General features: G+C 47.1%; 23 protein-coding genes. 3 read left to right on the top strand and 20 right to left on the bottom strand.

Going from position 1 to position 23,236, the window contains the following annotated elements:
* Positions 1–134 precede the first annotated feature (134 nt).
* The 7 genes from VC28_RS19065 to VC28_RS19035 all read right to left on the bottom strand — a co-directional run bounded on the left by VC28_RS19065 (position 135) and on the right by VC28_RS19035 (position 5,289).
* The gene (locus VC28_RS19065; protein WP_049632031.1) at positions 135–734 is read right to left on the bottom strand and encodes a Yip1 family protein; all 600 of its coding nucleotides are present in this window, start codon (positions 732–734) and stop codon (positions 135–137) included.
* A 115-nt stretch (positions 735–849) separates the two neighbouring features.
* Positions 850–1,512, bottom strand: coding sequence for an SCO family protein (locus VC28_RS19060; RefSeq protein WP_053094239.1), 663 nt, complete (start codon positions 1,510–1,512; stop codon positions 850–852).
* Positions 1,505–1,978, bottom strand: coding sequence for a copper chaperone PCu(A)C (locus tag VC28_RS19055; RefSeq protein ID WP_082191631.1), 474 nt, complete (start codon positions 1,976–1,978; stop codon positions 1,505–1,507). The genes VC28_RS19060 and VC28_RS19055 overlap by 8 nt, the downstream gene beginning before the upstream one ends.
* A complete protein-coding gene (gene cyoE / locus VC28_RS19050) occupies positions 1,944–2,891 on the bottom strand; it encodes a heme o synthase (RefSeq protein ID WP_082191630.1) in 948 nt (315 codons plus the stop codon). The genes VC28_RS19055 and cyoE overlap by 35 nt, the downstream gene beginning before the upstream one ends.
* A gap of 63 nt (positions 2,892–2,954) precedes the next feature.
* Complete coding sequence (locus VC28_RS19045) at positions 2,955–3,995, bottom strand: COX15/CtaA family protein (RefSeq protein ID WP_049632028.1); 1,041 nt, start codon at positions 3,993–3,995, stop codon at positions 2,955–2,957.
* Positions 3,992–4,549, bottom strand: a complete 558-nt coding sequence (locus tag VC28_RS19040) for a hypothetical protein (RefSeq protein ID WP_049632027.1) — start codon at positions 4,547–4,549, stop codon at positions 3,992–3,994. Before VC28_RS19040 ends, VC28_RS19045 begins: the two co-directional genes overlap by 4 nt.
* Complete coding sequence (locus VC28_RS19035; protein ID WP_049632026.1) at positions 4,546–5,289, bottom strand: SURF1 family protein; 744 nt, start codon at positions 5,287–5,289, stop codon at positions 4,546–4,548. Before VC28_RS19035 ends, VC28_RS19040 begins: the two co-directional genes overlap by 4 nt.
* A 26-nt stretch (positions 5,290–5,315) precedes the next feature.
* Between VC28_RS19035 and VC28_RS19030 the strand changes: the two genes are divergently transcribed.
* Positions 5,316–5,525 (top strand): DUF2909 domain-containing protein, encoded by a 210-nt coding sequence (locus tag VC28_RS19030; RefSeq protein ID WP_049632025.1) that lies wholly within the window; start codon positions 5,316–5,318, stop codon positions 5,523–5,525.
* A gap of 25 nt (positions 5,526–5,550) precedes the next feature.
* Here VC28_RS19030 and VC28_RS19025 read toward each other — a convergent pair whose 3' ends face one another.
* From VC28_RS19025 to VC28_RS18975, 11 genes are all read right to left on the bottom strand, one after another.
* A complete protein-coding gene (locus VC28_RS19025; RefSeq protein ID WP_049632024.1) occupies positions 5,551–6,432 on the bottom strand; it encodes a cytochrome c oxidase subunit 3 in 882 nt (293 codons plus the stop codon).
* Between the two features lie 63 nt (positions 6,433–6,495).
* Positions 6,496–7,023: a cytochrome c oxidase assembly protein gene (locus VC28_RS19020; RefSeq protein ID WP_049632023.1), complete on the bottom strand. Its 528-nt coding sequence runs from the start codon at positions 7,021–7,023 to the stop codon at positions 6,496–6,498.
* A 31-nt stretch (positions 7,024–7,054) separates the two neighbouring features.
* Complete coding sequence (gene ctaD / locus VC28_RS19015; protein ID WP_049632022.1) at positions 7,055–8,674, bottom strand: cytochrome c oxidase subunit I; 1,620 nt, start codon at positions 8,672–8,674, stop codon at positions 7,055–7,057.
* Positions 8,675–8,676: 2 nt separating this feature from the next.
* Positions 8,677–9,834 carry a cytochrome c oxidase subunit II gene (gene coxB, locus VC28_RS19010; RefSeq protein WP_231591859.1) on the bottom strand — a complete coding sequence of 386 codons (1,158 nt, stop codon included), beginning with the start codon at positions 9,832–9,834 and terminating at the stop codon, positions 8,677–8,679.
* A 571-nt stretch (positions 9,835–10,405) separates the two neighbouring features.
* Positions 10,406–11,257: a putative porin gene (locus VC28_RS19005; protein WP_049632021.1), complete on the bottom strand. Its 852-nt coding sequence runs from the start codon at positions 11,255–11,257 to the stop codon at positions 10,406–10,408.
* A 119-nt stretch (positions 11,258–11,376) separates the two neighbouring features.
* Positions 11,377–12,189: a symmetrical bis(5'-nucleosyl)-tetraphosphatase gene (locus tag VC28_RS19000; RefSeq protein WP_049632020.1), complete on the bottom strand. Its 813-nt coding sequence runs from the start codon at positions 12,187–12,189 to the stop codon at positions 11,377–11,379.
* 18 nt (positions 12,190–12,207) lie between these two features.
* Positions 12,208–12,576, bottom strand: coding sequence for a Co2+/Mg2+ efflux protein ApaG (apaG, locus tag VC28_RS18995; protein ID WP_049632019.1), 369 nt, complete (start codon positions 12,574–12,576; stop codon positions 12,208–12,210).
* A gap of 1 nt (position 12,577) precedes the next feature.
* Positions 12,578–13,447, bottom strand: a complete 870-nt coding sequence (gene rsmA / locus VC28_RS18990) for a 16S rRNA (adenine(1518)-N(6)/adenine(1519)-N(6))-dimethyltransferase RsmA (RefSeq protein WP_049632018.1) — start codon at positions 13,445–13,447, stop codon at positions 12,578–12,580.
* A gap of 16 nt (positions 13,448–13,463) precedes the next feature.
* Positions 13,464–14,459 carry a 4-hydroxythreonine-4-phosphate dehydrogenase PdxA gene (gene pdxA / locus VC28_RS18985; RefSeq protein WP_049632017.1) on the bottom strand — a complete coding sequence of 332 codons (996 nt, stop codon included), beginning with the start codon at positions 14,457–14,459 and terminating at the stop codon, positions 13,464–13,466.
* 162 nt (positions 14,460–14,621) lie between these two features.
* Positions 14,622–15,941 (bottom strand): peptidylprolyl isomerase, encoded by a 1,320-nt coding sequence (locus VC28_RS18980; protein ID WP_049632016.1) that lies wholly within the window; start codon positions 15,939–15,941, stop codon positions 14,622–14,624.
* 15 nt (positions 15,942–15,956) lie between these two features.
* Positions 15,957–18,509, bottom strand: a complete 2,553-nt coding sequence (locus VC28_RS18975; protein ID WP_049632015.1) for an LPS-assembly protein LptD — start codon at positions 18,507–18,509, stop codon at positions 15,957–15,959.
* A 156-nt stretch (positions 18,510–18,665) separates the two neighbouring features.
* Here VC28_RS18975 and VC28_RS18970 point away from each other — a divergent pair, with 156 nt between their 5' ends.
* Both VC28_RS18970 and murU read left to right on the top strand, forming a co-directional pair.
* Positions 18,666–19,760: an aminoglycoside phosphotransferase family protein gene (locus VC28_RS18970; protein WP_049632014.1), complete on the top strand. Its 1,095-nt coding sequence runs from the start codon at positions 18,666–18,668 to the stop codon at positions 19,758–19,760.
* The gene (murU, locus tag VC28_RS18965) at positions 19,757–20,452 is read left to right on the top strand and encodes an N-acetylmuramate alpha-1-phosphate uridylyltransferase MurU (RefSeq protein ID WP_049632013.1); all 696 of its coding nucleotides are present in this window, start codon (positions 19,757–19,759) and stop codon (positions 20,450–20,452) included. The genes VC28_RS18970 and murU overlap by 4 nt, the downstream gene beginning before the upstream one ends.
* A 53-nt stretch (positions 20,453–20,505) precedes the next feature.
* Here the strand turns inward: murU and VC28_RS18960 are convergent, their stop codons facing one another.
* Positions 20,506–21,186, bottom strand: a complete 681-nt coding sequence (locus VC28_RS18960; protein WP_049632012.1) for a hypothetical protein — start codon at positions 21,184–21,186, stop codon at positions 20,506–20,508.
* A gap of 22 nt (positions 21,187–21,208) precedes the next feature.
* Positions 21,209–23,062: a serine/threonine-protein kinase gene (locus VC28_RS19375; RefSeq protein ID WP_053094238.1), complete on the bottom strand. Its 1,854-nt coding sequence runs from the start codon at positions 23,060–23,062 to the stop codon at positions 21,209–21,211.
* Positions 23,063–23,236: the final 174 nt, after the last annotated feature.

Raw genomic sequence — 23,236 nt, 5'->3', positions numbered from 1 at the left:
AGCTCAATATGCATTCGAACGCATATTGAGCCCAGTTTGAGCGAGTCTAAAGGCGACTCTTTGGGGGAGGAATTTGATAGGAAATAGGATTAAGTGTCCAGTAATTTTTTGTACGGCCGACTCCAAAAAAGCAATTAACCGGTATAGGCAGGCCCGAAGCCGAAACTCCAGATCAAAACAGTGATTGCCATAATCGATACAAACATGACCAAGCCAATCGTGAGGATTGAGCTTGAATAAATAAATCCCTCGTCTTCAGGAATTTTCATAAAAATGGGAATGCCCATATAGAGCAAATAGACTGTATAAAAAATTGCACCTATCCCCACCAGCATTGCCAGTATGACATTAGGGTAAAGCGCACAAAGTCCGGCAATAAATAAAGGGGTCGCGGTGTATGCGGCAAACACAATACAGCGGGCAAGTCCGGGGGATGAATCATAGGTGCGGGCCATCCAGTTGATAAACATGCCGATAACCGCCACGCCGCTGAGCATAGCCAAGTACATCAGTGCACTCATAATTGCCGCGCTGGATTCGGTGAGCATAACCGGCGCGCCGTTGCCAATCGTCCATCCTACTTTAGTGGTGCCAATGTACATGGAGACAGGAGGAATTAACGCAAGAAAAAGCACATGGGCAAAATACAAATGGGAAACGCTTTCTTGCGTATCGCGAATTTCTTCCCATTCTTTATGGGGATGGGTAAACAGACCAGCAACATGGGAAATCATATACTGCCTCCGAGAACCTGGATTGTGCTATGAGTATAGAAGTTGGCGCGGCCGACTTCACCTAATGCATTAGACCAAATGCAATTCAAAACAGTTCATACGATAACTGCTAACGCTAAAACAATTTTTGTAAATCTTCCCACACCATTTGCGGCGCTTCGGCATTGGCGATCGAACCTATATATTTACCCTGTGAATCAATAATAAATACACGGGTCGAATGATTGACCAGATACTGCCCGCCTGCGTTAACCGGCATCGCGACTCCCGCCGGAATAGTTACAACTTTTTTATCAATAACGGTAGAGCGATCATAGGCTGCGCCGAGAAAGCGGGCAAAACTGGCTATCGCCGGATTATCGCCACGCAACCCGATAATATTCGGGTGAAAAAAAGCAACATACTGCACGAGCTTTTCGGCTGTGTCCCGCTCTGGGTCTACACTCACAAACACAACCTGTACATGATTATCTGATTGCTGCGATAGCTTTAATAATGTGCTGAGTTTTTGCAGCTCCATAGGGCAAAAATCCGGGCATGACGTAAAGCCAAAAAAAACCAAACTCCAGCGCCCATAAAAGTCTTCACGTGCAAAAGCATCCCCATTGGCATTGCGCAACATGACAGAGGGCAATGGTTTTGGCTCTGGCAATAACTGTACGCTCGTCAACACAAGAGGCTTGGAAGACAGTGCGGCAAATAAATGTTTGGCGCTGACAACACCCAGTAACACGCACAAAATTGCCGCCAGAATCAGCCCCACCCGCTGGCTAGTCATTGCCATTTACCTTCACGGGGAAATAAACGGTTTGTTGTTGCCCATCGGAGAATAATAGTTCTATGGCAATTTTATCTCCCAACAGAAAAGGTGACTCAGCTTGTAACAACATTATATGTAAATCACCCGGTTTCAGATCAATCTGTTTTGCAGCGGGGATTGTCAATGTATCCACGTGCTCCATCATCGCCTTATCATTTTTATATACAGTGCGATGCAGCATGAGCGCCGCACAACAGGGCGAAGATAAGCCGGTGATAACCAGCGGTTTATTGTCAGGGTTGTACAACTCCATATAGGCCGCATTGGCAGTTGATCCCGGAGGAGCCATTTTTATCCATGCATTTTTTATCTGTAATAGCGACGCCGTTTCTGCCCACAACGGATTGCAGAAACACATCATGGTCATCGATAAGAGTATCGCCTTATATTCAAGGCGATAACATTTGCCAATTCCAATAGGCATAGTGATCCACCAGTAAAATAAGAAATAACACCATAAGATGCACAATCGAAAACCGGAATGTTTTCATAGCCGCTGTAGCATCCGCACGAAATTTTAATTGCCATGCGTGGGCAATAAATTTCACACTCAATACCACAGCACCCAGTAAATAAATAACACCACTCATTCCCACAAGATAAGGAAGCAAGCACACAACAGACAACAAAAAGGTATACAGCAAAATTAATGTTTTGGTGAAATCAATGCCGTGGGTAACAGGCAACATGGGAATACCCGCGCGCGCATAATCATTGACACGATGAATGGCCAGCGCCCAAAAATGCGGAGGTGTCCAGGTAAATACAATCATCATTAACAATAGCGATTCACCACTCACCTGCCCGGTCATGGCACTCCAGCCAAGCACCGGAGGCAAAGCACCAGCAATTCCACCTATCACAATATTCTGTGGTGTTGCGCGCTTGAGCAACAAGGTGTAAATCACAGCGTAGCCAAACAACCCTAATAACGTCAGCACAGCGGTGAGCGCATTTACCGCAAAAAATAAAATAAAAAAACCTGCCAATGCCAATGCGCAAGCAAAGACTACCGCTTCGGCAGTTGATAAACGGCCTTTAGGTAAAGGGCGATGATAAGTACGCGCCATTTGTGCATCAATTTTCTGATCAAGCACATGGTTAAAAGCAGCGGCAGCCGCAGACACCATTGCAATACCGAGGCAAGCAACTACAACCAATAACAGATCCGGTACGGCGGGTGTTGCGAGCATCATTCCCACCCATGCTGTCAAAACCAATAACGCAACCACTTTAGGTTTGGTGAGCTGATAATAATCGCCACAATACTGGCGACAATAATTGAACAGGGTGAGGCGATACAATGCAGGTGAAACAGCATGTTTAATAATAGCCATTGCAATTTTCTCCCTACGAATGCTGCAACCGAAATTGCGTCTTAAAAAAATGTTATTCGCATGCTAACTAATGATTGGCCGCTCTTTTTCGATGATGGGTGTGTGCGCTTTATACTGTTCCGTTTTTCGCAAATGTATTTGCCGGATAAACACTACCAACATCATTAACATATTGGCAGCCACAAGATTATGAGCAACGGCATTCAACAGCGGTAACTGGGCAAGGATATTAATAAGCCCCAGCGTTAACTGCAGTAACAACAATGAACCTATCGCCCACGTCATAAAACGCATTATTTTACTAACCGCACGCCGCCAACATAAAAACACAAATGTTCCTAGCACTAATAAGGTAAAAATTGCGCCCATCCGGTGTAATACATGAATACTCATACGCTCTTCGTACGATAAAACACCGAACTCATAAGTATCATGACCCAGTGGCATGCTGAACGCAGCCTGGAATGAAAATCGTTCCTGCCAACCGCTTTCACAGAAAGGCAATTGATAACACACGGTGGCTGCATAATTACTGGAAGTCCACCCACCCAATGAAATTTGGATGAGTAATACCAATAGTGCGAAATAGGCCAGTGGCAATAGATTTCCCAATGCAGGCTCTGTCGCCAATTGTTTTTGTTGCGATGCAATTTCTACGCGCAGCAATACCAGCAAACTAAACAGCGTAAAACCACCCAACAAATGCGCCAGCACAACCAGCGGCAATAAATTCAATGTTACTGTCCACATTCCCAAGGCAGCTTGAAAAATTACCAACAGCAAAATCACTATGCCAACAATACGGTACTGCTTTAACCAGAAACAAAAAAAAGTTATTGCCAGCACACACAAACCCAACAAACCCGCAATGTAACGATGCATCATTTCGTTATGGGCCTTGTGTGGTTCAACCGTGGCATCAGGGAAATTTTGCTGCGCTTCAGCAACATGCCCATCATGCAAAGGCGCGGTGAGTTTTCCATAGCAGCCCGGCCAGTCCGGGCAACCAAGTCCGGCATCCGTCAAACGGGTATATGCACCCAACGCAATAACCATGAGCGTCAGTAAAATCGTGCAATTAATCAGGGCAGTAAATGTTTTCATGTTCCGCTCCGATCATAATTAATCAGATGCAGTAAATCTGTGCGTATGTCTTTTGCAAGGTCACGCATCTGCTCAGGACTAGCGGTGATGGGATAACGCAACAATACCAAGCCACGCTGATTGACAATCACAATGTGATTTTGCAATTCAGGAACAACAAATGATGCAGGTTGCCAATCAATATTGGGCCATTGCTGTAACTGCGCGGTTTGCTTAACGTTCGATTGCGGAGGAGCCAGCAACAAAGGTTTTATTTTTAGTTGTTTACGGCCAAGTCCGGAATACAACTGCTGTAATGTCAGTAACGCCTGCTCGCAGTAGGTATCACATATTTCTGCCTGCACGTATACCAATCGCCAATGAACTTCAGCACTGGAAAACGTGTTGCCCTGCAGGTTTGTCATGTCGGGCAATAACTGTATTTCCTTTTCCATCCAAATACCTTTGTTGGTACCTGAATGGCTAAACCAACCCATGGTCAAACTCAACTTGGCCGCCGCCAAAGGCACAATTGCACACAAGCAAAAAAGTAAAAAAAACGTACGGCTATTCATTGTTGTGGCTCCTGTATTTTTTTACCGCCGCTGGCCGCCAATGCAACGACCACAACGGCTAAAGCTAATAAAAACCATTGCAATGCATAGGCTTTATGGCGTTCTGGCGGCAGCATTACCGGGCGATAATGAATAACAAACGGAGAATTTTTTTCCTGATAAACAACACCAGGCACCAACGATGTATCGATAGCGTTGGATAAAAGGGACGAATCTACCTGTTGAATCCGGATGGGCCAATGATCGTTATTTTCGATATTTGTACCTAACAAAACACCTTTTGTGCGTGTGCGGAAAATGCCTTGCACCGTTAACACAGGAGGAACTTCAATTACGGGAAGCGATGCGCGCGAAGCCGGAGCCGCAACCCAGCCAAGATTTAACAAAATCGCAGGTGTAGTTTCTGGTGATGAAGTATCTTTAACGGCAATCAATACATCGTAACCTGCACGACCATTCACCAACCGATTGTCCAGCAACCATACCGCAGGCGCTAACCAACGCCCGGAAAATTCCATGTACACACCATCGCGATTATCCGCACTCGTTGCTAATAAACTGAAAACATTGGCGGCACCTAGTTTTTTCCAATCAGCAATGCGCTCCAGGGTTTGGTATTTTTCTTGCGCACGCTGCCATTGCCACAGGGATAACCCCAGCAACAGCAGCACTGCCAGAAAATTTACGCATACCCACGGCCACCGGACGACCCAATAGCGATTGAACGCTATAATAGTCATACACTCACTCCCGCAATGGTGATCCTATGCTGATTAAAATCATCCTTGTTGTGTTATTGGCAATTGTTGTTTTCAGTTTATTTCAGGCACTGCTGGTGATGTTAAAAAACGATGAAGCAGCACCCAAGATGTCCAAGTTTTTAGGCCGTCGCCTGATTTTTTCTGCAGCAGTAATTTTGTTACTGATTATTCTGTTATTAACAGGCGTTATTACACCCAACCCACGCCCGTATTAATTAAATAATCGCTGTCTCAGAAAAATTACAAGACGTAGACAAAGATAAATAAATTAAGCCAAACCACATCTACAAAATGCCAATACCAGGCCGCTGCCTGAAAACCAAAATGGCGTTCAGGTGTAAAGTGGCCTTTGATTAAAATACGTAGAAAAATCACCGTTAAGAAAATTGCACCTAGCGTTACATGCAGACCATGAAAGCCGGTCAATAAAAAGAACGTATTGCCATAAATACCGGAATCCAAACGCAGGCCTAACTCCTGATAAGAATGGACATACTCATAACCTTGTAAGCATAAAAAAATCACCCCAAGAATAATTGTCATCAGCAAGAAAAAACCGAGTTGGGTATATTTGCGCTGCTCTATGCCGATATGCGCAAACTGCAGGGTTACCGATGACGCAAGCAGTATCAGCGTGTTGTAAAGTGGAATACCTTCCCATGGCATTGCCTGGGTTTCTACACCACCGGGCGTTTTGACCAAAGGCCAGACAGCATCAAAATTAGGCCAGAGAACTTCTGCCGTCATAGCATTATTACTTGCACCATCCAACCAGGGCACTGCAATCATGCGCGCGTAAAAGAGCGCGCCAAAAAATGCCATGAAAAACATAATTTCAGAAAAAATAAACCAACTCATGCCCTGCCGAAAAGAGCGATCCATCTGCTGGCTATAAAGCCCGTCCATCGACTCGTCAATCACATTGCTGAACCAGCCAAACAACATATAGAACAGCAACGCGAAACCGATAATTAATAAAAACCAGCCTATGCCGTGCTGGTCTTTGGCCAAGGCATTAATCCAGAAGGCCGCGCCATAACCAATCATAAACAAGGCAATTGCTCCCACAATGGGCCAACTACTGTGGTGAGGGACATAATATTTCTGGTAACCATTTGCCATGATCTACCTCCATATTTTCCGGCAGTGCCGGTTTGGATGACTGCATTCTTTTGTTTACATGCATCAGCGATTAGCGGTATGCAGCGTGCTCTTATACAAACGGTACGACAAAGTGATCGTTGTAAAACGTTCAGGCAGTTCCGGATCGATATAAAACTGCACCGGCATTGATTTATGTTCGCGACTATCCAAAGGCTGCTCAACAAAACAAAAGCATTCTATTTTTTTAAAATAACGCGCTGCTTCACCCGGGGATACTGATGGCACTGCGCGCCCGATCATCGCCTCTGAACTCAAATTTTCCACTTCAAAATGAATGATTTTAATTTGCCCCGGATGAACAACAATACGTTCTATTTCCGGCGCGAAACGCCAGGGAATACCTGGGTCCCGGTTAGCCAGAAACTCCACTGAAACCTCGCGGCTTTCATCTACTTTTTTTGACACAGGTGCAGCGGTATTTTCTGTTTTTCCATTAATACCGGTATAGCGACAAAACACATCGTACAAAGGCACTAACGCAAACCCGAAACCAAACATGGCGATACACACCACGATCAGCTTGCGTACGAGCAATTTATGCGATGCCATTTTTTGCTCCCGTTTATCGACTACTTAGCATTCACTTCACTCGCGGAGGTGTTTCAAATGTGTGGTAAGGAGCAGGCGATGGAATTTCCCACTCCAATCCCTGTGCACCTTCCCACACTTGGGTTGTGGCTTTTTCACCTTTGCCGCGCATACAGCGAAATACAACCCAGACAAATAACAACTGCGACAAACCAAATAACAAACCACCAATACTGATAAAGGCATTCATGTCGGCAAACTGTAAAGCGTAATCCGGAATGCGCCGAGGCATGCCAGCGAGCCCAACGAAGTGCATGGGGAAAAACAACATGTTGACGGAAATTAATGAACACCAAAAATGACACTGCCCCAAACGCTCGCTGTACATCACACCGGTCCATTTTGGAATCCAGAAATAAACACCAGCAATAATTCCAAAGAGCGCGCCCGTCACCAGCACGTAATGAAAATGCGCAACCACAAAATAGGTATCCTGATATTGGAAATCAGCCGGGATAATAGCCAACATCAGGCCGGACAATCCGCCAATCGTAAACAGCACAATAAAAGCAACTGCAAACATCATTGGCGTTTCAAATGTCATTGAGCCACGCCACATAGTTGCCACCCAATTAAATACTTTTACTCCTGTAGGCACAGCGATCAGCATGGTGGTGTACATAAAAAATAATTCAGCGGCCACGGGCATTCCCGTTGTAAACATATGGTGAGCCCACACAATAAATGAGAGGAATGCAATGCTCGCCGTGGCAATCACCATGGACTCATAACCGAATAATGGCTTACGTGAAAAAGCAGGAATGATGCTGGAAATAATACCGAAAGCGGGCAAAATCATAATGTAGACTTCAGGGTGCCCAAAAAACCAAAAAATATGCTGGAACAGCACCGGATCACCACCGCCTGCCGCATCAAAAAAACTGGTGCCAAAATATTTATCGGTCAACACCATAGTCACAGTTCCTGCCAGCACTGGCATAACTGCAATTAATAAAAACGCGGTGATCAGCCAAGTCCACACAAACAAGGGCATTTTCATCCAGGTCATGCCGGGGGCGCGCAAATTAAATATGGTGACGATAACGTTCATCGCGCCCATGATTGAAGAGATACCCAATAAATGCACCGCAAACACAAAAAATGCAGTGCTGTCATTGCTGTAGGTTGTCGAAAGCGGAGCATAAAAAGTCCAACCCGCTGCCGGACCACCACCCTCCATAAATAAAGTGGACAATAAAATAAAAAATGAAAATGGCAGTATCCAGAAACTCCAGTTGTTCATGCGTGGCAATGCCATATCTGGAGCGCCAATCATTAAAGGAACCATCCAATTTGCCAAGCCGACAAAGGCGGGCATGATTGCGCCAAACACCATCACCAGACCATGAACCGTTGTCATCTGGTTAAAAAAATGCGGATCAACAAATTGCAAACCCGGCTGAAATAATTCAGCGCGTATCACCATTGCCAAACTGCCGCCAATAAACAACATCAGCAGTGCAAACAATAAATAAAGTGTGCCTATATCTTTATGATTGGTGGTGTATAACCAGCGAGTGATCCCTGTTGGTTTATGATCATGCGCTTCGTCATGCGCTTCGTCATGCGCATGAGCGGAATCGGTTAGCGGACGTGAATTTTCTGCGCTCATTGTTATTCTCCTGCATCGATAACGGCAGCTACATCCGCCACTTGCACTGACTCACCGGTATTGTTGCCCCAGGCATTGCGCTCATAGGTAATCACCGCTGCCAATTCACTGGCACTTAACTGCTTACCGAACGCCTGCATTGCTGTTGCTGGTTTGCCGTAAACCACTATGTGGATATGAGCAGGAATATCCTGCGTTACCATTTTGCTGCCTTTGAGTGCAGGAATAGCACCAGGTAACCCATCACCGGACACCTGATGACACATAGCGCAATGGGTTTCATACACTTTTTGCCCAAGCGCCATCAATTCATCCAAACCTTGGGTTTTCGCTGCCGCCTCTTTTTCAGCGGCCAATGCTTGTGCTTGAATTTCAATTTGCTCTTGCGTCCATCGCTCAAAATCTTCCGGCGTTCTCACATCCACCACTATCGGCATAAACCCATGGTCTTTCCCACACAGCTCGGCACATTGGCCGCGATAAATTCCAGGCTTATCCACTTTGGTCCATGTCTCATTAATGAACCCGGGATTGGCATCTTTTTTAATCGCAAATGCAGGCACCCACCAGGAGTGAATCACATCATCAGCGGTGACTAAAAAACGGATTTTTTTACCGGTGGGCAACACCAATGGTTTATCAACATCGCGCAAATAGAGCTCGGTTTTCTCTGCCTGGTTTTCGATTTGGTCGCGCGGCGTTGCAAGCAAAGAATAAAACTCGATGGGATACTCCATGTATTTGTAATGCCATTTCCACTGCGAACCCGTCACCAGCACAGTGAGATCCGCTTTGGATGCATCCTCCATAGCAATTAATGTTTTGCTGGCAGGAATAGCCATTACCACAAGGATAACGACGGGGATTGCCGTCCACAGAATTTCTACTTTTAAACTACCGTGAAATTGCGCTGGCGTTGCCCCTTTGGATTTTCGATGATGGATGATTGACCAAAACATCAAGCTAAATACGATGGCAGCAATAACGCAACAGATGTAAAAAATGATCATGTGCAAGTCATACACTTGCTGGCTGATGTCCGTTGCGCCACGAGTCATATTGTATTTTGAATCTTGAGCCGATGCTGAAACTGGCAACAGCAACAAAATCAAAAACAGCCTATGCAAATTGTTATTCGGCAAACAGGGCTTAAGTTTCACTGCGGACTCCTTTTTCTCGCTTATTGCTTGTGGAAATCGCAACGAAGAGATGAGCAAACCCCTTCCAGACTTTTGGCAGGAATAAACCATTGCTCATAACTACTTTTCATCAGCATCCGCTTTGAGAAAATTAAATCATCTAAAACGGAAAAACGCTGGATCTATTCCAGCAGAGGAATCAGGTGAAACTGCCCGCTTAAACAACCGGGACCAAGGCGCAACCTGACAACAGAACAGCCAACTGGCTACAGACGAGAATGCCAGAAAACAGGACGCACCAGACTCTTACACAGAATTACCGGCCACCTAAATTCCAACTCACTATTTGAACTCTATATTGCAATCAACAACCCACAAACAACAAAAATTAAGTTGTTGGCACTTACTTTAACGTTTTAACTATAAACCGCAGCGTATAAAACGCAAGCCGTTATTTACAAACAAAATTTATAAACTAAACATAGTGTTTTATATAACGAAAATGAAAAACGCCAAGCGTTATCGGCTTGGCGCTTTTTTCAAAAAATATAGAGTTTTTTGAAAATGTAGAACTACTGTTTAGGCAATCACATTAAAAGCGAATACTGGCCCCCAGAGTCAACGCATCTTCAAACTCACCAGAGGTGTATTCCAACTCCACTCCGATGTTATCGGTAAAATAATTACGTGCGCGGATAAAATAATCGGTAGCATCCTTCCCTTGAATCAAGCCATCGTTTTCAAATGTCTCATGAGTAAAACCAGTCCCTACACTTAAATGGCGATCAAAGTAAAAATCGGCTGCCGCGCTCCAGGTTTCTGCAGGAAAGAAATCATCGGAATTTTCGTAACTGGCTTCGAAGTTCAACGCCTTTTCACCCGCCAAGGCTATTACGTATTTTCCATTGATGTTCCATTGCTCGGATACATCAACATCTTCCACAAATTCAGACCACACTAATAAGCCATCAACAGGAGAGACACCCGCCTTGACAAACCATTGAGATTGCCATGGCATTCCAAAACGTACCTCACCTGACCCATTATCAGGATCAGCAGCAAATTTAGTTTGATTTTTGTTTTCTCTTACACCGGCTCCGAGATAAAAAATACTATCCGGAATATAAAAATCTATGCCTATTTCACGTGCATAGATATCAGAACGAAATCCATCACCTTTCCATTCCTTGGTAGCTGCGGATACGTAAATGTTGCTCGCTTTTTCCAGAAAAGCTGCTTCTGCCAATGGGTGCTGGCTCGTATCAACAGGAGAAAAATAATATTTTCCTTGTATGCCTGCTTCATAAGCATCTGTCGATGTGGCATCAGGATTAACATCAGAATAGGCAGCGGTAACTTCACCTTGGTAAGTGGAAGAAAATGCGAAAGGTGCAGCAGCAAAACCCGTAGCGGCGATAATAGCGGTAAGTAATTTCATTTTCATAATCTGTCCTCTGATAAATACACTGACATCATCAAGAATGTCCAAGGGCATACTAGTAAAATGAAATTGAATTGAAACTGAATAATACAAACTGTTACAAAAGCACAATTTTTATTCAATTATGCGGGACAATCACATGAAAACCTTTCTTCATCATCCAAACGCAATGCAGTGAGCGAACCCCCCCATACACAACCAGTGTCCAAGGCAAAAACTTTATTGGATTTGACTTTTCCCTCAAGCGCGGCCCAGTGCCCAAAAATAATTTTTTCATTGCGAGTTTTACGTTCAGAGAAAGAAAACCACGGTGAAAAACCGATAGGAGCAGCCTCTGCGCTTTCTTTGGTTTGCAACTCCAATTCACCACTCGCACTGCAAAAACGCATGCGTGTAAAGTAATTGGTAATAATGCGCAAGCGCTCAACACCTGTCAGGTTATTATTCCATTCACTAGGTGTATTACCGTACATACCGGCCAACAATTTTTCTGGATTATTACTTTGCAATACCGTTTCTACTTCGCGCGCGTGCGCCATTGCATCTGTCAAATTCCACTGTGGGGGAATTCCTGCATGCACCATGGTAAACCCCAGGTCAGGGTCGTGATGCACCAGTTTTTGATGGCGCAACCAATAAACCAAATCTGCACGATCCGGTGCAATCAGCAACTCATCAAGAGAATCGCTTTTGCCCTGCTTTCGCAACCCGTAATAAACCGCGATGAAATGCAGATCATGATTACCTAAAACAATGGTGATTGAATCGCGCAACTTATATAAAAAACGAAGCGTTGCCAGAGAATCCGGCCCGCGATTAATCAAATCACCCGCAAGCCAAAGCTTGTCACGTGCAGGATTAAACGCAATTTTTTTTAACAGGCATTGCAAGGGCTCAAGGCAACCTTGAATATCACCAATTGCATATGTCGCCATAATAAAAAGTCTGCCGAATTAATGAATAGCGTGAGGAGGAACCAATGCAAAGGTAGGAATTTCTGCATCAAACATCGCGCCATCATCAGCGCGCATATGATATGTGCCTTCCATGATTCCGGTTTCGGTTTCAAGAATAACACCGCTGGTATAAGTATAACTTTCACCCGGTTTTATGTGAGGCTGCTCACCAACAACACCAACACCTTGCACTTCTTGTAATTTTTCATTGGCATCGGTGATGCGCCAATGACGGCTAATCAACTGTGCAGGCTCATCACTATTATTGGCGATAGTGATGGTATAGGCGTATACATATCGATTTTCAACTGGCACAGACTGAGCTGCAATATACGTTGTTTTTACACTCACCTGAATAGCAGACATATTATTCAGCCTCTTCGGTCGGACGATGCTGCACTGAAAGATCGCCGAGTAAATTACTGATAGCAACATATTCAGCCAAACTAATGTCTTCCGGCCGCAGTTGTAAATCGACAGGTAAGCCTTCTAACTGTTCTGCAGTAAGTAATTGTTTGAGTGAATTGCGCAGGGTTTTACGGCGCTGCTGAAAAGCAACATTCACCAGCGTTTCCAATGTTTTCACATTGTTTGCAACATAGGGCAGCGTTGTGTGAGGCACCAAACGCACAATAGCAGAATCAACTTTCGGTGCTGGGTCAAACGATGTTGGCGGCACGTCAAATAAATCTTCTACGGCACAATAATATTGCACCATAATTCCTAAACGACCGTACGCGCTATCGCCCGCTTGTGCGGCCATACGTTTCACCACTTCTTTTTGCAACATAAAGTGCATGTCTTGCACTTTGTCGGCATAAGACAGCAAATGAAAAATAAGCGGTGTAGAAATGTTATAGGGCAAGTTACCCACAATACGCAGCGGCTTTTCATCGCGGATTAATTGGGCAAAATCGAACTGCAATGCGTCGGCTTGAAACAACTGGAAATTAGGGTACTTTTCAAATTTAACTTTCAACCAAGGCACCAGATCACGGTCCAGTTCGATCACATGCAAATTATCGCAAGCATCAGCCAAGAGCTGGGTAATAGCACCTTTGCCCGGCCCGATCTCTACTACCAAATCATCTTTACGCGGATGGATAGCGCGGACAATTTCGCGAATGATGCCATGATCGATCAAAAAATTTTGCCCGAATCGTTTACGCGCTTTGTGTTGTGACTCTGTATTTGAGTGCGCCTTGGCACTCAAAGGCAAACCAGAATTTTTTTTCATACAATGTTTCCAATAATTAGCGCGCGTGTTTTGCTGCAACCATCGCCTGTGCATATGCAAGCGCGGTGCGCAAGCTACCTAAATCGGCCTTACCTGTGCCCGCCAAATCCAACGCTGTGCCGTGATCCACCGAGGTGCGAATAATTGGCAAGCCAAGGGTAATATTCACAGCTTGACCAAACCCTTTGTATTTCAATACAGGCAGGCCTTGGTCGTGATACATCGCAAGCACCGCGTCGGCTTTATCCAGATATTTGGGCGTGAATAAAGTATCTGCCGGTAAAGGGCCAATTAAATTCATTCCGCGCGCGCGCAACTTTTCCAGCACCGGTTCGATCACATCAATTTCTTCGCGCCCAAGATGGCCACCTTCACCGGCGTGGGGATTTAATCCGCACACTAAAATACGCGGCTGCTCGATACCAAATTGCAACTGCATATCGCGCTGTAAAATTTCAGTTACTTGCGTGAGCTCGTCGTCAGTGATGGCGGCGGCGACATCTTTGAGCGGCAAATGTGTGGTCGCCAATGCAACACGCAAACCTTCGGTCGCCAACATCATGACTACTTTTGGGGTATTGGTTTTTTCAGCAAGATATTCAGTGTGACCGCTGAATGGAATGCCCGCATCGTTGATCACGCTCTTTTGTACAGGGCCAGTCACAAGCGCAGCAAAATGCCCTGCCATACAACCGGTAATTGCAGCATCCAGTGTTTGCAAAATGTAGGGCGCATTGCTGACATTCAACTTGCCCGGTACAGCTGTTTGCGCAAGTGCGATAGGCAATACCGCAAGCTCGCCCGCAACACTCGTGCGCGGTTTTTCGTGCAGATTAATTTCACGCAAACGCAGAGGCAAACCCAATTGTTGGGCGCGAGCTTGCAATAACTGCGGATCAGCAATCGCAACAATTTCATGCTGCTGCGCTTCTTGCGCCAAGGTAATGACTAAATCCGGGCCTATACCAGCCGGTTCACCGGGAGTGAGTGCGATGCGGTAAACATTGCTCATGTATCTGTGCATCCAAAAAGAAATAAACGAAAAATACAGCCCTAAAAAACACAGCGGCTAAAAACTGGATTGCAACTGATAGCCAATAATAAAGCCAAAAGCACAACCCGATTTTTAGCCGCCGTTTTTTGTGTAAAACAGGCTCAATAACAATACACGAATCTAGAGTTTAATTTCGACGTAAGCCTCTTCGCGGATTTGGGTCAACCAGAGTTGGAACTCTTCATCGAAGCGGCGTGAGCGCAGCACGTTGGCAGCTTGGTTGCGCTTCATTTTATCACTCATATCTTCTTTGCGGCGCTCCATCACTTGCAAGATGTGCCAGCCAAATTGGCTCTTGAAGGGGCGACTGATATTGCCAATAGAAGTATTTTTCATTGCCTCTTCAAACTCGGGCACAAACATACCAGGGGTAGACCAGCCCAAATCACCACCACTCAACATTGAGCCCGTATCTTCAGAGTGCTCGCGTGCGAGTGCAGCAAAATCCTCGCCTTTCTCAATGCGGGATTTAAGGCCGAGCAATTTTTGGCGCGCTTGTGCATCATCCATAATTTCGGATGTTTTTACCAAAATATGACGCGCGTGGGTTTGTTCAACCAGTTGCTCACCGCCGCCGCGCTGCTCGATATTCTTAAGGATGTGGAAACCTGCACCACTGCGGAAAGGTTTGGATACCTGCCCTACAACCAAATTTGCCATTTGGTTGCCAAATAACTCTGGCAATTGCGCCAGTTTACGCCAACCTATATCACCGCCTTGTAGTGCAGCCTGATCGTTTGAATAACTGATTGCCATTTGCGAGAAATCAGCTCCGCCCTGAAGCTTTTGATACACCTCATTGGCTTTGTCTTCAGCTTCTTTTACGGCTGCCTCATCTGCACTGCTGGATACAGCAATCAGAATATGACCAATGTGAAAGTCGGGTGAGGTTGCATATTTTCCATCGCTGGAGGCGAGGAAATTATTGATGTCCTGATCGGTAATTTTGATGCGGCTATTCACCAACCCTTGTTGCAAATGACTGATCGTCAGCTCATTGCGCAATTGTTTACGCAAACCATCCAACGTCAGCCCCTGGGCGTTCAGATCTGCTTCCAGACTCGCCAACGTAATTTGGTTTTTTTGCAGGATGCGGCCAATAGCCTGATCAATTTCTGCTTCATCTACTTTAATTTCGTAGCGCTCGGCCATGCCTAATTCAATGCGTTCGAGAATTAACTGCTCCAGAATTTGCTTGTTGAGCACATCTTCCGGTGGTAGCTGTTGGTATTGCCCACGCAAGCGCTCCATGATCGAGGCCTTGCGGTCATTCAATTCACTTTCCAGCACGACATCTTTATCAACAATCGCCACTACGCGATCCAGTGATACAGCATTGCTCTGCGCCAACCCAAGCTGGCTGGTCAGCAATACCATGCCGCCCAGTAATACTTTCCAGCCCATGCGTACAGAATGCAGGTTGTTTTGGTTCTTACTCATAATTCAATCACTGTTTTATTGTAGGGATTTTTCGCGCTCGCCGTAGCCGTACATGGCCTTGTCGAGCAGGTTACTGATACGTTGACTCAGGCTGCCAAAGCCGCGCAACTGCACTTCAATAAAGACACCGCGGTCATAATCATCACTGCTGAGCCCTTCCATGAAGTCTGGGCTAAAATCAAAATCCACCCATTGGCGAGCCAGTACGCGGACGCGATAGCAACAATCGGTATATTCGAGCCCGGCAAAGGTATCGAGTTCCGCATTGTAGGTAAAATCATAATTGGCGCGGGCAATCAACGCCCATTGGTTGGAGACTGGCCAGAGCGTCGTCACATCCAGCTGGTTGAGCGACTTACCTATCGCAGGCACCGTTTCCAAGGGGCTAAGGGATACCGGATCGCGGCTGTAGCGGTAACCCACATTCAGGATACGGTATTGCTCATCCATATAGTGCAGGCTGGTACTGACAGTATTGATTTTCTCTTGTTGGTGATCGTAAAGCACATCGTTGTTGATACGCAGATGATCGCCCAACTGCGCACTTAATTGTCCTGCAACCGCTGAACTGGTACGGGTGTTGGCGTAGGCATCGTCATCATTGAGGATACTGACCTCGCGGTCTTCAAAATACGTAATCTGCCCGACACTCAGCCGCAAACGCTCAATTCCCGAACCATCCTCCACAAAGCGGCTGGTCAAACCCAGCGCGAGATGGTTGGTATCGTCAATACGGTCGCCGCCGGAAAAACGGGAATCGCGGAACAGCTGCTCGTAGGTAAAGACCAAATCCGATGTATCAAAGTTCACATAGCTTGAAGCTGATGTCAGCCCGTAGAGTGAATCCTGGTTTTCATAATCGCGATAGAGATAGAACGCGCGCGGTTCCAGAGTTTGGGTAAAACCGGAACCGAACAGCGATTTCTCGCGCTCGAAATACAAGCCCATATCGAGCGAGCCTTGCGGCGCGGCAAACTGCTGGCTGCTGTCGATGTCATCGCGCAGATTGGTCGCCTCAAGTTTATAGCCGAGGGTTTTCACCCCGATACCGGGTTTGAGATAACCCGCAGTGAACTCTTTATCCCATGTCAGTTTGTAGTTGGTACGCAAGCGCTCGCCGGTGATCAGATCCGCTTTGTAAAGCGCATTGGCCGGATCTTCTTCAAAGTAGCGGTTCATCGCAAAGTTGGTGAACTCATGATCCAACTCAATTTGCCAATCATTAATGCGGTACTGACCGTCAGCGTGCAAGCGAGGCAACTCACGATAAGGCAGCTGTGTACTGGTCAGCAGGCGGAACTCTTCCGCCTTGGCACCCACTTGCCAGTGCCCCGTATTGAAGCTGGCTGCTGCGCGCTGGCGGATGTAAGCCTGGCGATTCAAATCCACAGCACTGCCATCCACATCGCGCAAATAATCGGCATCGCTGACATCGGTGTAATCAATCTCAGTTGACCAAGGCTGGTTGCGGCCACCGGTCTGCAGCACATTGTATTGCCAGCGGTCTTTGCCCAAATAACGCGCATCAATCTCATCATCGGCGCGGCCGGTATCGCCACTGCGGTCATTGTTCAGCACGCTACCGCTTAGCTCAGTATCAAACCACGTCGATTTATGGCGAAACTCAGTCGCCAGCATGTAGCCATGCTCAGACAGATAGCGCGGGGTGAAGGTCGCGTCGTAATTGGGGGCGATATTCCAATAAAACGGCGCTGAAAACTCACCAATCCCGTCATTTTCATCAAAACCCACCGAAGGGAAGAGAAAGCCAGTCAGGCGATCCGGCCCAATAGGAAAACGAAAATAAGGGGCATAGGCGACCGGAATATCCTTGATGTGCAAGCGCATATGCTTGGCGGTGCCGTAGTGCTTGTCGTTGTGAAGGGTGATATTGGAACCCTTGATCGCCCAGGTGTTATCACCCGGCTCACAACTGGTAAAGGTGCCTTGGTCAAGGCTGATAATCTTGTCGCCAAACTTCTGCAGGTTCTCAGCACGGCCACGCACGCGGGTCTCGTACAATACAAAACGGGCATTATCCAGACGCGCATCGCCGGTATTGGTATCGATATACGCGCGGTCAGCGCGCAGCAACACACCCGGCTCACGCACCTGGATATTGCCGTCTAGCTCTGCCTCGCGGCTGGTTTTATCGAAGGTAAACGTATCTGCACGGAATGAGCGCCGACCTTGGGTCAGGCGAACATCATCGCGCATGATAAATTTGGTTTGCTTTTCTGATTCTGAATAATCTGCAGTGCCGAAGATGTTCGCCTTTTCCGGATCCATCTCTGATTCCGCATCATCGCGCTCAGGCGCAACATAAGCGCCACAGCAGGCAGTAGGCACCTGGGCTTTTTGCTCCGCGGTCAACTCTTCAAGGGGCACCCAATCCAGCTCACGCAATTCTTCGTTTGGGTCGGTGTTTGTTGCCGGGTCTGCTCCCAACGCCGGGTTGGCAAACAGCAAAATCCCCGCGCACTGGGCTGCAATACACAGGGCTAGGCGGGAACGGAGGAATTTACTGCGCAGATATTGTGTTATGTGTCGCTGTTGGGTTGGAGCCATTAACCGCAATCTCAAATGGGCGATCGGTTTTATCACCGAAAAAATTGCAGCGATTCTACTGTAAACCGCCTGCACTGGGAATGAATTGGGGCAAATCCACAAGCTGGGGTAGAATCCAGCGCACTACTGATAATCACATCCCTACCGGATCGCCGCATGACCAACCCCACAACACCCGAAACAGCCAGCGATAACCGCCCCATAACTGACCTCCGAAAGCTAGCACTCACTAACTGGGTAACGCAGCACACTCCGAAAGAGCAGCACCCGATTGTATTGCACAGCCTGGGTAGCGATGCCGGCTTTCGTCGCTACTTTCGCTTCCAGCAACCATCGCAATGGCTGGCGGTTGATGCCCCGCCAGCAACCGAAGACAGCGCACAGTTTTTGGCGATAGCCGAATTGATTGCCAGACAAGATGTGCGCAGCCCGCAAATTGCCGCTGCCGATATCACCCAGGGCTTTTTGCTGGTAGAGGACTTTGGCGATCGGCTGTTTCTGCGCGAACTTACGCCGGATAATGCCGACACCCTTTACCGGCAGGCCATGGACACCCTGCTGCAATTGCATCGCACCGCCGATAATCATTCGCTGATCCCCCGCTATGACCGCGAATTGTTGCGCCGCGAGCTGGGGATTTTCAGCGAATGGTTCGTCCAACACCTGCTGGGCTACAGCTTGAACCAAAGCGAACGGGAGCGACTGGACGCGCTATTTGTGCAACTGGAAGACAATGCACTCAACCAGCCGCAAGGCTTTGTGCACCGCGACTACCATTCGCGCAATTTATTATTGCTTGATGATGGCACGCTGGGCGTCATCGACTTCCAGGGAGCGCTCTGGGGCGGGATCACTTACGATCTGGTGTCGCTGCTGCGCGACTGTTATCGCCGCTGGCCTGCCGAACAGGTAAAACGCTGGGCATTGGATTATCGTCAACAGGCGATTAGCAAAGGAATTATCCCCGCTGTGAGCGAACAAGAATTTTTACGTTGGTTCGACTGGCTGGGCTTACAAAGGCACATCAAAGTGCTGGGTATTTTTGCGCGCCTATCACTGCGCGATAACAAGCAGGGCTACCTGCAGGATTTACCGCTCGTCATTCGCTACACACTGGAAGTTGCCGAGCAATACCCGGAGCTGCAACCATTTTCAGACTGGTTCAAACAAACCCTTCTACCGCGTGCACAGCAACAAGCCTGGTACAGCGATTATCGCTCAGCAGGAAATGCGACAGGAGAGGCACCATGAAAGCCATGATCCTCGCTGCCGGGTTGGGTAATCGCATGCGCCCGCTTACCGATCACACTCCCAAACCCTTATTGCCCGCCGGCGGCAAACCCTTGATTGAATATCATCTGGAGAATATTGCGCGCGCCAGTATTAAGGATGTGATTATCAACCTTGCGTATCTGGGCGATAAAATTCGCGCGCATTTAGGTGATGGGCAACAATTCGGCTTGCAAATCCATTACTCAGAAGAGCCTGAACCACTGGAAACTGGCGGCGCACTTTTTCACGCACTATCGCTATTGGGCGATGAACCTTTTTTATTGGTCAATGGCGATGTGTGGTGTGACTTCGAATTTGCCCCGTTCATCCAAACACCACTGGACGAAACGCAACTGGGGCATCTTTTGCTGGTACCCAATCCCGATTTCCATCCACATGGGGATTTTGCATTAGACCAAAATAATTTGTTGGTTGAGGACACCGATAAGATTCACCCCCAACGCTTCACGTTTGGCGGTATCAGCCTGCTTAAACCGGAATTGATTGCGCAGTATCCGCATCTACGCCAAAAATTTCCGCTGGTAGAAGTGCTGCGGAGCGCGATCAGCAATCAACAATTAAGCGGACAGGTACATCGCGGGCACTGGAGCGATGTAGGCACACCTGAACGGCTGGAAATGCTGAATCGCTATTTGGAAAACCCGCGTTAACAATAAAAAGGGCGCGATTAAACGCGCCCTTTTTGCTGCGCAATAATGCGCACTTAATTCATCGCTAGCAGCTGTATCTCACCCACATTATTGACTTGCAGAACGAGTTGGATATCCGTATCCGATGTATCCACTACTTTGCCATTTAACAACAGCTCGGTTTTGATCGGATACACACCTTGCGGCAAACCTTCGGGCAACGTAAATGAAAATTCATTTTGGTAACGTCCACCTTTTTTGGTTTTTCCATTTACCGGTTTGGTGAAATTTTTTAATTCTTTGGTGTTATCTTCATTGTCGTAAATCGCAATGCGCTCTTCTATCAATGCCGTTTTCTGTTTGGTACCCGGCACCACAACAATATCCGACTGAATAATCACTTCACTGCCAGGCTCCACCACATTACCCGGCAATGTTTTGGTGATGTACTCAGTCGCTATGGGTTCAGCAGGTAAACTGCTATTTTGGGTTTTGTATTCATCGGCTACCTGCTCTTCGCGAGCAATACGTTCGGAGCGGTGTTTGATCGCCATCTTGGTAATTAATGTTACCGCAGCTGCTACAACCGCCACTCGTGCCACCGCTTTTAAACGCTCGCGATTTTTGCACCCTTGATCATCACTTTTACACTTGTGTGAACGATCAATATTATTTTTTAGATCTTTCAAATCAAATCCGTAGGACGGATAAGCCATAGCGAGGGATAAGAGCAAAACCAGACATTTGGATTTCATAAAGCCACCTTGCTGCATACAATTATTTGATAGTAAAACCGGTTTCTTTCAATTTACGCTGGGTGTCCATTGCACGCACCCTGAGCGCTTCAGCCTGTTTATTGCCTGCATCCAACTCCATGGCTGATTCGGCTTTGGCTATTGCACAGGAATAATTTTTTTTGGTCATGCAATTATTGGCATCGGCAAGCAACTTATCGACCTTTACCGCAATTTCTTTTTGCTGTTGTTGCGCCAAATTGGCCTGCTGCCGTATTTCTATCGCCTGGGCATTGGCAGGCTCCAGCACCAAAATTGCCGATGCCTGCTCCTGCACACACGCGTAATCATTTTTTATCAAACAATTTTGCGCGACTGCCAATTGTTGGTTAATCATCTCTTGTTGCGCCGCTGCAGCTTGTTCGCCTTGGACACGCGCAGAATGGATCTGCTGGTCAAGCAATTGCAGTGCTGGATAATCAGCATCGGCCTCACGCAATTTATCCGCAAATAAAACGGCACAATCCAAATCTTGTTTTGCAACACATTCCTGCGCCTGTACAAGCAACTCTTGCAAGCGGGACTCTTGTTCACGCGCCGTTTGCGCGACTTGCGCGGCCTGCAATAACTGCGCGGCAACATTGTTCGCAGAATCAAGATTGACCGCTACCAATGCCTGCTCAATCGCACAGGAAAAATCACTTTGGGCAAAACATAATTGCGCAGCCGTTATTTTTTGCTGCACCGTTTTTTGTACTTGCTGCTTGGCTTGATGCTGGCTGTATCCAAACCACCCCGCGCCCACCAATGAAACAACAGCAAGCCCCAACGCCGCCGTCAACACCACCGGGCTGCGCTTGGGAAATAATTCATCCGCAAATTGCGCGATGCTGGACGTGCGCGCGGATTTATCCAATGCGAGCGCGCGATGCAACGCCTTCCATTCACGCGCACTCAGGTTATCCAAACGTTTGGCGGATAATTTTTGCTGCTGCGCCTCAAAGGCAGAACGCTGATTATAAGGGTGCTGGCCCGCCAACATTTCGTATACCACACACGCCAGTGCATACACATCATCGCTAAAACCGAGCGGCTCGTCTTTTACCATTTCGACAGTGGCATACGCCGGGGTCAACGCGCCCAACTGCCCTGCGTCGAACCGGTGCTTTTGCGCTTCGCGGTTGGCAGCACGCGCAATACCAAAATCCAGCACCTTGGCATGACCGTCGTTATTAACAAAAATATTGCCCGGCTTGAAATCGGCATGAATTAATTGGCGTTGGTGCGCATACGCAAGCGCAGCGCAAAGATCGCGCGTAATTTTCCACACCTGCTCTTTGGGCAAACCTGTGCGCCGATGTGCTTTGATTAATTGATCGAGCGGCTTACCTTCAAGCAACTCCATCGTCATAAACAGAATGTCGCCATCGCGGTCAAAATCATGGACAGTCACAATATTAGGGTGCGCAAGCGTTTGGGACTTTGCAGTCTCCTGTTGCAATGTGACAAAAGCATCGGGGTGATCTTTAAAATCCTGATTCAGTACTTTGGTGGCAATATAGGGGTCGGGATCTTCCGCTTCGACTTTGCGTAAATCCTTGGCTTTGTAAACAGTGCCCATACCACCATGCCCGAGCACCTCTTCCAACAAAAACCGCTTTTTGAGGAGAGTACCTTTACCACTTTGGGACTGTTTGACAAGCTCACGTGCCTGGGCAAAGCCGGCAGAATGATTATGGGATGCGCTGTAGTGGGTAACCGTCAGATCAGGCGATTGAGGTGCATCAGCGATAATCGTGTCGCCGGGGCGAAACCGGGTTTTATCGCTGTCTATTGCATCATCCTGAATAGCACCCTGACCGCTATTACCTTTAGCGATGCGATGGTCATCTGTCATGACACGGAAATCCCCCAAGTTTTGGCGCGTTTATAAGCATCAATACTAACATGCCAGCCAATCTTGAGGGACTGGATCAGGACAGCGACGGGAGGCTCCGACATTGAAATAAGCCAGCATCTTTTGTTGACAAACAAATCGAACACGGCATAATGTCGCGTCCTTGAATCCCGA

The sequence above is a fragment of the Cellvibrio sp. pealriver genome, assembly GCF_001183545.1.
In the GTDB taxonomy this organism is placed as follows: domain Bacteria; phylum Pseudomonadota; class Gammaproteobacteria; order Pseudomonadales; family Cellvibrionaceae; genus Cellvibrio.
Note: the sequence above shows the minus strand (reverse complement) of the source record. Positions and strands in the feature narration are given on the sequence as shown.

Bases quoted from the DNA above. Each gene is read 5' to 3' on its own strand.
- VC28_RS19000 (WP_049632020.1), bottom strand. From the start codon at position 12,189: ATGGCGACATATGCAATTGGTGATATTCAAGGTTGCCTTGAGCCCTTG.
- VC28_RS19055 (WP_082191631.1), bottom strand. From the start codon at position 1,978: ATGCCTATTGGAATTGGCAAATGTTATCGCCTTGAATATAAGGCGATA.
- cyoE (WP_082191630.1), bottom strand. From the start codon at position 2,891: ATGGCTATTATTAAACATGCTGTTTCACCTGCATTGTATCGCCTCACC.
- VC28_RS18970 (WP_049632014.1), top strand. From the start codon at position 18,666: ATGACCAACCCCACAACACCCGAAACAGCCAGCGATAACCGCCCCATA.
- VC28_RS19005 (WP_049632021.1), bottom strand. From the start codon at position 11,257: ATGAAAATGAAATTACTTACCGCTATTATCGCCGCTACGGGTTTTGCT.
- pdxA (WP_049632017.1), bottom strand. From the start codon at position 14,459: ATGAGCAATGTTTACCGCATCGCACTCACTCCCGGTGAACCGGCTGGT.
- VC28_RS19040 (WP_049632027.1), bottom strand. From the start codon at position 4,549: ATGAATAGCCGTACGTTTTTTTTACTTTTTTGCTTGTGTGCAATTGTG.
- murU (WP_049632013.1), top strand. From the start codon at position 19,757: ATGAAAGCCATGATCCTCGCTGCCGGGTTGGGTAATCGCATGCGCCCG.
- VC28_RS19020 (WP_049632023.1), bottom strand. From the start codon at position 7,023: ATGGCATCGCATAAATTGCTCGTACGCAAGCTGATCGTGGTGTGTATC.
- rsmA (WP_049632018.1), bottom strand. From the start codon at position 13,447: ATGAAAAAAAATTCTGGTTTGCCTTTGAGTGCCAAGGCGCACTCAAAT.
- VC28_RS19025 (WP_049632024.1), bottom strand. From the start codon at position 6,432: ATGGCAAATGGTTACCAGAAATATTATGTCCCTCACCACAGTAGTTGG.
- VC28_RS18980 (WP_049632016.1), bottom strand. From the start codon at position 15,941: ATGAGTAAGAACCAAAACAACCTGCATTCTGTACGCATGGGCTGGAAA.
- VC28_RS19045 (WP_049632028.1), bottom strand. From the start codon at position 3,995: ATGAAAACATTTACTGCCCTGATTAATTGCACGATTTTACTGACGCTC.
- VC28_RS19060 (WP_053094239.1), bottom strand. From the start codon at position 1,512: ATGACTAGCCAGCGGGTGGGGCTGATTCTGGCGGCAATTTTGTGCGTG.
- apaG (WP_049632019.1), bottom strand. From the start codon at position 12,576: ATGTCTGCTATTCAGGTGAGTGTAAAAACAACGTATATTGCAGCTCAG.
- ctaD (WP_049632022.1), bottom strand. From the start codon at position 8,674: ATGAGCGCAGAAAATTCACGTCCGCTAACCGATTCCGCTCATGCGCAT.
- VC28_RS19035 (WP_049632026.1), bottom strand. From the start codon at position 5,289: ATGACTATTATAGCGTTCAATCGCTATTGGGTCGTCCGGTGGCCGTGG.
- VC28_RS19065 (WP_049632031.1), bottom strand. From the start codon at position 734: ATGATTTCCCATGTTGCTGGTCTGTTTACCCATCCCCATAAAGAATGG.
- VC28_RS18960 (WP_049632012.1), bottom strand. From the start codon at position 21,186: ATGAAATCCAAATGTCTGGTTTTGCTCTTATCCCTCGCTATGGCTTAT.
- VC28_RS19030 (WP_049632025.1), top strand. From the start codon at position 5,316: ATGCTGATTAAAATCATCCTTGTTGTGTTATTGGCAATTGTTGTTTTC.
- VC28_RS18975 (WP_049632015.1), bottom strand. From the start codon at position 18,509: ATGGCTCCAACCCAACAGCGACACATAACACAATATCTGCGCAGTAAA.
- VC28_RS19375 (WP_053094238.1), bottom strand. From the start codon at position 23,062: ATGACAGATGACCATCGCATCGCTAAAGGTAATAGCGGTCAGGGTGCT.